This window comes from Ideonella aquatica (genome assembly GCF_018069755.1).
Taxonomy (GTDB): domain Bacteria; phylum Pseudomonadota; class Gammaproteobacteria; order Burkholderiales; family Burkholderiaceae_C; genus Ideonella; species Ideonella aquatica.
The window spans coordinates 1-10,938 of sequence record NZ_JAGQDE010000048.1 but is presented as its reverse complement, the minus strand read 5'-3'; the positions used below and the strand labels follow the sequence as shown (position 1 = coordinate 10,938).

At 71.0% G+C, this 10,938-nt stretch carries 11 protein-coding genes; 9 read left to right on the top strand and 2 right to left on the bottom strand.

The window, feature by feature from the left end; translation table 11 throughout:
* The 8 genes from KAK06_RS23755 to KAK06_RS23720 form a co-directional block, all read left to right on the top strand.
* The coding region (locus KAK06_RS23755) for an energy transducer TonB (protein WP_210804658.1) at positions 1-438 on the top strand (438 nt) is incomplete at its 5' end.
* Between the two features lie 14 nt (positions 439-452).
* Positions 453-1,193: a MotA/TolQ/ExbB proton channel family protein gene (locus tag KAK06_RS23750; protein ID WP_210804657.1), complete on the top strand. Its 741-nt coding sequence runs from the start codon at positions 453-455 to the stop codon at positions 1,191-1,193.
* 14 nt (positions 1,194-1,207) lie between these two features.
* On the top strand, positions 1,208-1,627 hold the full coding sequence (locus tag KAK06_RS23745) for an ExbD/TolR family protein (RefSeq protein WP_210804656.1): 420 nt from the start codon (positions 1,208-1,210) through the stop codon (positions 1,625-1,627).
* A 91-nt stretch (positions 1,628-1,718) separates the two neighbouring features.
* Positions 1,719-4,004, top strand: coding sequence for a TonB-dependent receptor (locus KAK06_RS23740; RefSeq protein ID WP_210804655.1), 2,286 nt, complete (start codon positions 1,719-1,721; stop codon positions 4,002-4,004).
* A gap of 13 nt (positions 4,005-4,017) precedes the next feature.
* Complete coding sequence (locus KAK06_RS23735) at positions 4,018-4,704, top strand: Fe2+-dependent dioxygenase (protein WP_210804654.1); 687 nt, start codon at positions 4,018-4,020, stop codon at positions 4,702-4,704.
* Between the two features lie 14 nt (positions 4,705-4,718).
* A complete protein-coding gene (locus KAK06_RS23730) occupies positions 4,719-5,765 on the top strand; it encodes an alpha-hydroxy acid oxidase (protein WP_210804653.1) in 1,047 nt (348 codons plus the stop codon).
* 206 nt (positions 5,766-5,971) lie between these two features.
* Positions 5,972-6,937: a TerC family protein gene (locus KAK06_RS23725; protein WP_210804652.1), complete on the top strand. Its 966-nt coding sequence runs from the start codon at positions 5,972-5,974 to the stop codon at positions 6,935-6,937.
* 25 nt (positions 6,938-6,962) lie between these two features.
* Positions 6,963-7,526 carry a hypothetical protein gene (locus KAK06_RS23720; RefSeq protein ID WP_210804651.1) on the top strand — a complete coding sequence of 188 codons (564 nt, stop codon included), beginning with the start codon at positions 6,963-6,965 and terminating at the stop codon, positions 7,524-7,526.
* A 73-nt stretch (positions 7,527-7,599) separates the two neighbouring features.
* Here KAK06_RS23720 and KAK06_RS23715 read toward each other — a convergent pair whose 3' ends face one another.
* Entirely contained in the window at positions 7,600-9,051 is a 1,452-nt protein-coding gene (locus KAK06_RS23715; RefSeq protein ID WP_210804650.1) for an amidase, read from the bottom strand.
* A 12-nt stretch (positions 9,052-9,063) separates the two neighbouring features.
* Positions 9,064-10,053, bottom strand: a complete 990-nt coding sequence (locus KAK06_RS23710) for a Bug family tripartite tricarboxylate transporter substrate binding protein (protein ID WP_210804649.1) — start codon at positions 10,051-10,053, stop codon at positions 9,064-9,066.
* Positions 10,054-10,164: 111 nt separating this feature from the next.
* Between KAK06_RS23710 and KAK06_RS23705 the strand changes: the two genes are divergently transcribed.
* Positions 10,165-10,611 (top strand): helix-turn-helix domain-containing protein, encoded by a 447-nt coding sequence (locus tag KAK06_RS23705; RefSeq protein ID WP_210804648.1) that lies wholly within the window; start codon positions 10,165-10,167, stop codon positions 10,609-10,611.
* Positions 10,612-10,938: the final 327 nt, after the last annotated feature.

The window sequence follows — 10,938 nt, the reverse complement described above, 5'->3', positions numbered from 1 at the left end:
GCCCCGGTGATCGCCGCCACGCCGACCCCGGCCCCCACCCCGCCAACCGCCGCCACCGTTGCCCCGGAACCGGTGGCCGCCGAGCCCGCCCCTTCGGCCTCCCCTGCCCCGCCCGCGCCCGCCGCCGTGGCCGCCCCCGCACCGCCAGCCGCCCCCGTTGTGCTGCCCAGCACCGCGCTGCGCTACCTGGTGCCGCCGGCCCAGGTCTACCCGCTGGCCTCGCGCCGGCTGCGCGAGCAGGGCACGGTGCTGCTGCGCCTGGTGGTCGATGCCCAGGGGCTGCCGCAGCAGGTCAGCCTGCACCGCAGCAGCGGCTTCGCGCGGCTGGACGAGCAGGCGCTGCAGGCCCTGCGCGCCGCCCGCTTTGCGCCCCACACCGTCAACGGCAGCGCCGTCCCCTGGACCGCGCTGGCGCCGCTCGCCTACGAACTCGATTGACCTCAGGCCCCCCCATGGACACCCCCGCACCCACCCTCGGCTTCGGCCATTTCCTGTCGCAGTCCGACGCCGTCGGCCAGACCCTGCTCGCGCTGCTGCTGCTGATGTCGGCCGCCTCGTGGGTGATCATCGTCGCCAAGGCGCTCAGCCACCACCTGCGCCAGCGCCGGGCCCGCGGCTTCCTGAACCACTTCTGGAACGCCAGCACGCTGGACGAGGTGCGCCACGAGCTGCAGACCCACGGCGCTGGCGACCCCTTCTCGCACCTCTCGGCCCATGCGCTGCACGCCCAGGCGCACCACGCGCGCCACGGCGCCGCCAAGCTGTCCGAGGCCGGCACCGCCAGCGAGTTCATCACCCGCACGATCAAGAAGGTGCTGGACGAGGAGACCACCCGCCTGGAGGCCGGCCTGACCACACTGGCCACGGTGGGCGCCACCGCGCCCTTCGTGGGCCTGTTCGGCACCGTCTGGGGCGTCTACCACGCGCTGCTGGCGATCGGCCTGAGCGGCGCCGGCACGCTGGACAAGGTGGCCGGCCCGGTGGGCGAGGCGCTGATCATGACCGGCCTGGGTCTGGCCGTGGCCATCCCCGCGGTGGTGGCCTACAACGCCTTCACGCGCAGCAACCGGGTGCTCACCGGCCGGCTCGACGCCTTCGCGTTCGAGCTGCACAGCTTCCTGACCATGGGCGAGGCGCCGGGCGCGCAGACCCAGGCGCCGGCGCCGGTGCGCCAGCTCAAGCCCGCGGCCTGAGCCGGGAGCCCGCCATGGCCTTCGCCTCCTTCGACAAGCAGCGCGGCGCCGCCCCGCTGGCCGAGATCAACATGGTGCCGCTGATTGACGTGATGCTGGTGCTGCTGGTGATCTTCATCGTCACCGCGCCGCTGCTGACGCACGCCGTGAAGCTGGAGCTGCCACGCGCCGACGCCGCCAACAACACGCTGCCGCCGCAGACGATCGAGTTCGCGATCGACGCCGCCGGCCAGCGCTACTGGAACGGTGAGCGCATCGACCGCGCCGAGGCCGCACGCCGCTTCAGCCAGGCCGGCGCCGCCGACCCGCGCACCGAAGTGCAACTGCGCGCCGACGGCGACAGCGCCTACCGCAGCGTCGCCGAAACGCTGGCCGATGCCTCGCGCGCCGGCCTCACCCGCATCGGCTTCGTCAGCCAGCCCGACAGCCGCTGAGGCCTCCCCTCACCCGCCCCCGTGGCCCGCCGCTGGCCGGCCGCGCGGGACAGCTCATCCCCACGAATCCACATCGTCCACGGAGAACCCCATGCATGACCTGACCCGCCACACCTTGCTGCCCCTGGGCGCCCTGGCCGCCGGCTTCGGCGCCGCCAGCCTGGCGGTGGCCCAGACCGCCACACCGGCCACGCCCGCCACCGAGACCGTGCTGCCGGTCGTCAAGCTCAAAGCCACGGCCGAGCCCACCGCCAAGGACTCGGTGCAAGCCACCACCACCTCGATCGGCAAGGGCACGCAGGAGCTGCGCGACCTGGGCCAGTCGATCACCGTGGTCACCGAGAAGCTGATTGACGACCGCCACCTCGACACCATGAAGGACGTGCTGCGCAACACCGCCGGCATCACCTTCCTGGCGGCCGAGGGCGGCGAGGAAGACATCCGCCTGCGGGGCTTTGCACTGCAAAGCACCGGCGACGTCTTCGTCGACGGCCTGCGCGACCCCGCCTTCTACGACCGCGACACCTTCTTCATGGACCGGGTGGAGGTGCTGCGCGGCTCGGCCTCGATGCTGTTCGGCCGCGGCTCCACCGGCGGCGCGGTCAACCAGGTCACCAAGACACCGCGATTGATCGACGAACACCAGGTCGACCTCACCGTCGGCAGCCATGGCTACCTGCGCGGCGTCGGGGACTTCAACCTGAAGATGGGCGACAACGCCGCGCTGCGCCTGGGCACGATGGTGACCCAGGCCGACAGCAATGGCGCCGGCAGTGCCATCAACAAGACCGGCGTCGCCGCCGCCTACCGCTGGGGCATTGGCGAGCGCGACGAGTTCCAGGCCAGCGCCAGCGTGCTGGACAACCGCAATGGCATGAACTACGGCCTGCCCTGGATCCGGCCCAGCGCCAGCGCCAGCGTCGGCCAGACCACGCTGCTGCCGCTGGACCCCGACCGCTACTACGGCCTGGCCAGCGACTACAACGCCGGCGAGGCCACGCAGGTCACGCTCAGCCACATCCACCGCTTTGCGCCCCAGGTGGCGTTGAGCACCAAGCTGCGCAGCGGCCACTTCACGCGTGACCAGCGCGCCGGCACGGTGCGCCTGTGCGGCCCGCGCGCCACCTCCAATGCCGACGGCAGCACCAGCTACACCCCCAATGCCAGCTGCCCCGACCAGTTGCTGCCGGTGACGCTGCAGGACTTCAGCGCCACCACCCTGCTGACCCGTGGCACCAACCTGAAGATCCAGGATGTCGACACACTGGCCCTGCAAAGCGATCTGACGGCGGCTTTCCAGGCCCTCGGTCTGGGGCACCAATTGAGCGCCGGCATCGATGCGTCGCGCGACACCAAGCAGGTCTACGCGGCGCGCACCGTTGCCCAGGGCGGCGCGGTGCCCGTCAAGCCGGTCACCAGCGTGGGCACACCCAACGATGGCGCCACCGTCAACGAGGCCAGCCGTGTGCTGCGCCTGTCCAGCGAATACACCGCGCAAGGCGCCGGCGTGTATGTGCAGGACCTGATCCAGCTGGCCCCGGCCTGGAAGCTGCTGGCCGGCCTGCGCTACGACCACCTGAAGGGCGACTATTCGCTCTACGCCATCCCGCAGACCGCGCCGGGGCCGGTCACCACCACCCAGTACCAGATGACCGTGTCGGAGTGGAGCAAGCGCCTGGGCCTGCTGTTCCAGCCCAACGAGCAGCTGAGCTTCCACCTCTCCGGCGCCACCTCGTTCAACACCTCGGGCGACGCCTACTCGCTGAGCGAAGGCAATGCCAGCGTGCCCCCGGAACAGTCGATCAATCTGGAGCTGGGCGCGCGCCTCGAGTCGGCCGACGGCCAGTGGAGCCTGCGCACCGCGGCCTTCCGCTCCACCAAGCTGCATGAGCGCAACACCGACCCCGACAGTCAGCTGGTCACGCTGTCCGGTCGGCGCCATGTGGCCGGCCTCGAGATCGACGTCGCGGGTCGCCTGACGCCGCTGTGGGAGGTGTTTGCGTCCTACATGTGGATGCCGGTGGCCACGATCGACGAAGGCGTGGCCGGCTCCGAGGGCGTGGGCACGCGGCCCTCGCTGACGCCGCGCCACTCGGGCACGGTGTGGACCACCTACCAGCTCACGCCGCGCTGGCGGGTGGGCGGCGGCCTCAATGCGCGCTCCTCGCAGACCCCCAACCGCAACCCAGGCTGGGCCGCGCCACGCTTTGTCACCGCCGACCTGATGGCCGAGGTGGTGGTGGTGCCCGAGCGCTTCACCGTCAAGGCCAACCTCACGAATGTCACCAACAAGCTCTACGCCGAGTCGCTCTACAGCGGACACTACATCCCCGGCGCCGGGCGGCTGCTGATGGTCACGGGCAGCCTGAAGTTCTGAGCCGGAGACGCCAATGCTGATCCGCATTCCCGCCTTGCTGGGCCCCGAAGCGCTGGCGCAAGCCCGCGCGCTGCTGGCCCAGGCGCCCTGGGAGCACGGCGCCGCCACTGCCGGCACCCAGGCGCGCCAGGTCAAGCACAACGAGCAGCTCGCGCCCAGTGGCGCGCACGCGCGCCAGATCCAGTCCCTGGTGCTGGACGCGCTGCAGGGCCACCCGCTGTTCTTCTCGGCGGCGCTGCCGCGCAGGATCTTCCCGCCCATGGTCAACCGCTACAGCGGCGCCACCAACCACTACGGCGCGCATGTCGACAACGCGGTGCGGGTGGTCCCCGGCAGCGACGGTGAGCGCGTGCGCGCCGATGTCAGCGCCACCGTCTTCCTGGCCGAGCCGCACGAGTACGACGGCGGCGAGCTGGTGATCGACGACACCTATGGGGAGCAGCGCGTCAAGCTGGCGGCGGGCGACATGGTGCTCTACCCGGGCACCAGCGTGCACCGCGTGGAGCCGGTGACCCGCGGCGCGCGGCTGGCCGCCTTCCTGTGGGTGCAGAGCCTGGTGCGCAGCGACGAGCAGCGCCGCCTGCTGTTCGACCTGGACATGGCTTTGATGCGCCTGCGCGAGCGCCACGGCGACGACGAGGACACGGTGCGCCTGGCCGGCACGTACCACAACCTGCTGCGCATGTGGGCCAGCACCTGAGCGCCCCGTCCGCCATGACGGCCGACGAGTTCGCGCAGCGCGCCGCAGCCCGGCTGCCCTCGGCCTGCCGCGACTACTTCGACGGTGGCGCGGCCGACGAGCACACGCTGGCCGCCAACCGCGCCGACTGGGCCGCGCTGCGCCTGTGGCCGCGCGTGCTGCGCCCGCTGGGCACGGCCGACACGCGCACCCGCATCGGCCCGCACGCGGTGGCCCACCCGATCTGGCTGGCCCCGGTGGCCTACCAGCGTCTGGCCCACCCGGATGGCGAGCTGGCCAGCGCGCTGGCCGCCGCCGCCCAGGGTGCCGGCATGGTGCTGAGCGGCCAGAGCAGCGTCGAGGTCGAGCGCGTCGCCGCCGCCTTTGCACGCGAACCCGAGGCCGGCCCGCTGTGGTTCCAGCTGCACGCCCAGCCCGATGCCGGCCTGACGCGCGCGCTGGCCCAGCGCGCCCAGGCCGCCGGCTGCCAGGCCATCGTGCTGACGGTGGACGCGCCGGTACACGGCGTGCGTGACCGCGAGCGCCGCGCCGGCTTCAAACTGCCGCCCGGCGTGCGCGCGGTGCATCTGCCCGAGGGCGTGGCGGCGCATCACCATATCGACGCGCTGCTGCAGGCCGCACTGACCTGGGAGCAGCTGGACGCATTGCGCGCCGCCACCGGCCTGCCGCTGTGGCTCAAGGGCGTGCTGCATCCCGACGATGCGCGCCGCGCACTGCAGGCCGGCATCGACGGCCTGATCGTCTCCAACCACGGCGGCCGCACGCTGGACACCGCCGTCTCCACCGCCTGGGCACTGCCGCGCATCGCCCGCGCGGTGGACGGCCGCCTGCCGCTGCTGGTGGACGGCGGCATCCGCCGCGGCACCGATGTGCTCAAGGCGCTGGCCCTGGGCGCGCAGGGCGTGCTGATCGGCCGGCCACAGGTGCACGCGCTGGCGGCTGAGGGGCCGCTGGGCGTGGCCCGGCTGCTGCGCATCCTGCGCGACGAGTTGCAGGTGGCGATGGCCCTGACCGGCTGCGCGCGCATCGCCGACATCACGCCGGCCGTGCTGGCCGAATAGCCCCAGGCCGCATCAGGACAATCGGACCTGCCGCAGAATCCCGCCTGTCGAAAGGGGAGTAGCCGGCACCGTCCCGCGGTGTCGCGGCCCCCCGTCAGTACGGAGCACCGGCGCCATGCCGGCCCGCTCCCGGGACCGCACAGGGCGCCCTGCCCTGGCAAGACCTTTCGGCGCGAACCCATCCACCCTTCCTCTCAGGAGAGTCCATGGACACCATCGCGCCGATCTGGCTGTGGTCCGTCTTCGTCGCCACCGTGCTGGTGGCCCTGTTCGTCGATTTTGTCGTGCTCAAGAAGCAGGGCGCGCACGCCGTGGGCGTGCGGGAGGCGGCCTGGTGGTCGCTGATCTGGGTCGGCGTCAGCCTGGCCTTCAACGGCCTGCTGTGGTGGGCCGTGCAGCAGGACCATGGCACCGCCATGGCCAACCAGAAGTCGCTGGAGTTTCTGACCGGCTACCTGATCGAGAAGAGCCTGGCGGTCGACAACATCTTCGTCTTCCTGATGATCTTCACCTACTTCGCGGTGCCGCCGGCCTACCAGAAGCGGGTGCTGATGATCGGCATCATCGGCGCCATCGTGCTGCGCACGCTGATGATCCTGGCGGGCGCCTGGCTGATCCAGGAGTTCCACTGGCTGCTCTATGTCTTCGGCGCCTTCCTGGTGCTCACCGGCATCAAGATGTGGTGGGCTGCCGGCCAGGAGAACAGCCTGGACGACAACCCCGCGCTGAAGCTGCTGCGCCGCGTGCTGCCGGTGTCCAAGGGCTTTGACGGCGAGAAGTTCTTCACCGTCGAGAACGGCAAGCGCATCGCCACACCGCTGATGCTGGTGATCGCGCTGGTGGGCCTGACCGACGTGATCTTCGCGGTGGACTCCATCCCCGCGATCTTCGCCATCACCACCGACCCGTTCATCGTGCTGACCTCCAACGTCTTCGCGATCCTGGGCCTGCGCGCGATGTACTTCCTGCTGGCCGCGGTGGCTGAGCGCTTCCACCTGCTGAGCTACGGCCTGGCGGTGGTGCTGGTCTTCATCGGCACGAAGATGATGCTGATCGATGTGTTCAAGATCCCGGTGGCGGTGTCGCTGGGCGTGGTCGCGGCGATCCTGGGCGCGACCATGTGGCTGAGCATGCGCACCGCGCCCAAGGTGGCGCGCCCGCCGACCGCCTGATCAACGAGGCTTTATCATCGCGGCCATGAACGCTGTACGCGACGTGGCCGCGATCCGCCTCGACAACGCGCTGCTGCTGTTCGACGAATTCGTCCAGGCCACCGTCAAGCATCCCGATGCCGCCACGTTGCGCGGCCTGGAGCGCCGGTTCGCCGAGCGGCTGCAGATCCAGCCCAGCTACTGGAGCCAGATCAAGAGCCGCTCACGCCAGATCGGTGAGCGGCTGGCGCGCCAGTTCGAGCAGTGCAGCCACAAGCCCCCGCTGTGGATGGACGAGCCCCACCTGCCCGAGGCCGCACCCGCCGACGACGACCGGCTGGAGCCGCGCGACGACGACGAGCGCTTCATCACCGGCCTGGTGCTGGCCTACTACCGCCGCAACCCGAAGCGCGCGCGTACCCACCTGATGGACCTGCTGGGCGAGGTGCTGGCGCCACCGCCTCCCGCTGCCATGCCGCCCGCCGTCAAGCCGCAGCGCCCGGCACCGACCCAGGCGGCCGCGCCGGCCACAGCGGCACCGGCCGACGACCCGATGGCGCTGTGGCGCAGCTCGCAGAGCGGCGTGGCGCCGCTGAAGAAGAAGCGCTGAGCCTCGGGCGTGCCGCGGATCTGCTGGACGGTGTGGCTGTGCGTGGGGCGGTGCTCAGGACAGGGGTGGGGGCTCAGTCCAGGCCGGGCGGACAGCGCGCCAGCAGCTCGGGCACCCGCTGCTCATAGGCGGCGGCCACCTGCAGCAGCAGCGCCTCGCCCTGGGGCGGGCCGATCAGCTGCAGGCCCATCGGCCAGCGGCCGGTGGGATCAAAGCCGGCGGGCAGGCTCAGCGCCGGCAGGCCGGCGAAGGTGGCGTAGAGCGTGGCCTCCATCCAGCGGTGGTAGGTGTCCATCACCCGCTCGCCAATGCGCTGCGGCCAGCGCCATTCCACCGGGAAGGGCCAGACCTGGGCCACCGGCAGCGCCAGCACGCTGTGGCGCTGCAGCGCGGCCAGCATCTTCTGCGTGAAGCCGCTGCGGGCCTGGCTGGCGGCCATGAACTCAGCAAACGTCAATCCCTGCGACTGGTCGTGCTCCCACAGCGCCTCGGGCTTGATCTGCTCGCGCGCGCCGGGGCGAGCCAGCAGTGGCGACAGGCGGCAGCCGGTGAGCGCGCGGCGCCATACCAGCCAGGCGCGCCAGACGGCTTCCAGGTCGGTATCGAGCGCGGCCGGTTCGACCACGGCGCCGCCGTCCTCGAACACCCGCAGCGCCTGCGTGCAGACCTCGGCAATACCGGGCTCCAGCGCCAGGTGGCCGCCCAGGTTGCCCAGCCAGCCGATGCGCAGGCCGCGCAGCGCATGCGGGCGTACCGGCGCAAAGGCCGGCACCGGGCCGGCGATGGAGAGCGGCTGGCGGGCATCGTGGCCGCTTTGCGTTTGCAGCAGACGCGCCAGATCGTCCACACAGCGCGCCATCGGGCCTTCGGTACCGAGCTGATCCACCCAGACATCGGTCACCGGCCAGAAGGGCACGCGCCCCTGGCTGGGCCGCAGGCCAAACACATGGTTCCAGCCCGCGGGGTTGCGCAGCGAACCCATGAAGTCGGAGCCATCAGCCACGCTGAGCAAGCGCAGCGCCAGCGCCACCGCCGCCCCGCCGCTGCTGCCGCCGGCGCTGACCGCCGGGTCCCAGGCATTGCGGGTGGGGCCGAACAGCGCATTGAAGGTGTGCGAGCCCAGGCCCCACTCGGGCATGTTGGTCTTGCCGATGACGATGCAGCCGGCCGACTTCATGCGCGAAGCCATCAGTCCGTCGGTGGGCGCCACCGCATCTCTCAGCAGCGGGCTGCCAAAGGTGGTGGGAAACCCGGCGGCGTTCCCGGTGTCCTTGATCGCCTGTGGCAGGCCGTGCATCCAGCCGCGCGACCGGCCCTCGGCCAGCTCGGCATCAAAGGCGCGGGCCTGGGCCAGCAACTCGTCGTCCGGCGCCAGGTTGACGATCGCGTTGTGCAGCGGATTGAAGCGGTGGATGCGCGCCAGCGTGGCCTGCATCAGCTCGGTGCAGGACAGCGCCCGCGCATGGATCAGACGCGAGAGCTGGTGCGCGGGCAGATCGGTCGGGTCGCTGGCGTCAGGGCTCAACGGCGGGGAGACTCACTGGGGTTGCAGGTTCACCGATGTCGCGATGGCGGTGTAGCGGGCGATCTCGGCGGTGTAGAAGCGCTGCAGCTCGGCCGGGTTCATCGGCTTGCCGACCACGTTGCCGGTGCCCTCGTAGGCCTTGCGGATGTCGGGATTCTGCAATGCCTGCAGCGCCGCCTTGTTCAGGGCTTCTACCGCTGCGTCGGGCACGCCGCGCGGCACCTGCAGACCGGCCCAGAGGTCGAACTCGAAGCCCTCCAGCGCCTGGGTGCTGGTCAGCGTGGGCAGGTTGGGGAACAGCGGGTGCGGCGCCTTGGACGCCACGCCGAAGGCCTTGACCTTGCCCTCCTTGATCAGCCCCGGCACCGGGCCGGACAGCGGCATGAAGACGATGTCGATCTGGCCACCCATCAGGTCGGTGATCAGCGGGGCCGCGCCCTTGTAGGGCACGTGCAGCATCTTCAGGCCGGTCTGCTGCGAGAACTTCTCGGCCACCAGGTGGTAGAGCGAGCCTGGGCCCACGCTGCCGAAGCTCAGCTCCTTGGCGCCGGGCTTCTTCTCCATGGCCACCAGTTCGTCCACGCTGGACGCGGGCAAGTCCTTGCGGGCCAGCATCACCATGGTGGTGGTCACCAGCAGCGCGACCAGGCGCATGTCCTCGGGCTTGAACTTCACCGCCGACAGGCCCAGCGGCGCCAGCACCAGCTCCATCGGCGAGGCCATGGTCAGCGTGTGGCCGTCGGGCGGCGCGGCAATCGCCTTCTGGATGCCCAGCGCACCCCCCACGCCGCCGATGTTCTCGACGATCATCTGCTGGCCCAGCAGCCGCGACAGCTCGGGCTGGATCTGCCGCGCAATGAAGTCCGACGGCCCGCCCGCCGGGTAGGGCACGATCATCGTCATCAGCTTGGCTGGGAAGGCGTCTGCCGCGTGGGCGCCCAGGACCGCCGGACCGGCGGTGGCGCCCAGCAGGGCTTGCAGGATCTGGCGGCGGTGCAGCATGGTCGTCTCTCCGTGGGGTGGGTGTGGGCGTGGGGGCGGGCGAAGATGGCCGGCGGGCGACGCGCCGCGCTGGCGGGCCGGCCCTCCGTGCCGCGCACCAGGGCGAGGCGTTTGTACCAGGGGTCGCGCCGCCGCTGGGGTGTGGCGCGCAGCATCAGCGTCACCTGGAGCACCCTGCCCCGCGCGGCGACGCCCAGCCGCCGCGCGGTGGACCGCGCCTGCGAGCTGATGCCGGGCAACACCGCCAAGCCGATGAGCGTGCTGGAACTGTGCCACCAGGTCGGCGCCAGCCGCCGCCAGCTGAACCACTGCTTCCACGACGCGCTGGGCACCAGCCCGCTGAAGGCCCCGCGCCTGGTGCGCCTGGACGGCGCCCGCCGCGAACTCAAGCCCGGCCGCGACCGCAGCTTGACCGTGCAGGACGGGCCCCCCCGCTGGGGCTTCTGGCTCCTGGGGCAGTGTGTGCTGGTCGACAAGAAGCAGTGTGGGGCGTTGCCCTCGGCGACCCCACGCGTTGAAGGGCGGGACGGATCACATCCCTCGAAAGGGGGATGCTGAGGCGCTGCGATGACGCTTGGCAGGCATCGCCAGGCGCTGCAGAATCTTTGTAACCGCCGCCGGTTTTCACCGCGGGAATAATACTGGATAAACATCCAGCATCAACAGGGAAAAATGCAGATGCGACCACCACTTGCCAGCGCCCATCGCGGCCATCTTAGGGCGCAGTGGTCCAATAGTGGCGCAGGCTGTTGATCCCCAAAACACGTTGAACTAAACCGCTGACGCGGTGGCTGCCTGCGCAGGGTGGTCACCGCGTTTGACGTTGATGGGGGAGCTTGCCTGGGAAGGCGAGCAGGAGAAGCCTTCGGGGTTGGGGAATGGTCC

Bases quoted from the DNA above. Each gene is read 5' to 3' on its own strand.
- KAK06_RS23750 (WP_210804657.1), top strand. From the start codon at position 453: ATGGACACCCCCGCACCCACCCTCGGCTTCGGCCATTTCCTGTCGCAG.
- KAK06_RS23745 (WP_210804656.1), top strand. From the start codon at position 1,208: ATGGCCTTCGCCTCCTTCGACAAGCAGCGCGGCGCCGCCCCGCTGGCC.
- KAK06_RS23740 (WP_210804655.1), top strand. From the start codon at position 1,719: ATGCATGACCTGACCCGCCACACCTTGCTGCCCCTGGGCGCCCTGGCC.
- KAK06_RS23735 (WP_210804654.1), top strand. From the start codon at position 4,018: ATGCTGATCCGCATTCCCGCCTTGCTGGGCCCCGAAGCGCTGGCGCAA.
- KAK06_RS23730 (WP_210804653.1), top strand. From the start codon at position 4,719: ATGACGGCCGACGAGTTCGCGCAGCGCGCCGCAGCCCGGCTGCCCTCG.
- KAK06_RS23725 (WP_210804652.1), top strand. From the start codon at position 5,972: ATGGACACCATCGCGCCGATCTGGCTGTGGTCCGTCTTCGTCGCCACC.
- KAK06_RS23720 (WP_210804651.1), top strand. From the start codon at position 6,963: ATGAACGCTGTACGCGACGTGGCCGCGATCCGCCTCGACAACGCGCTG.
- KAK06_RS23710 (WP_210804649.1), bottom strand. From the start codon at position 10,053: ATGCTGCACCGCCGCCAGATCCTGCAAGCCCTGCTGGGCGCCACCGCC.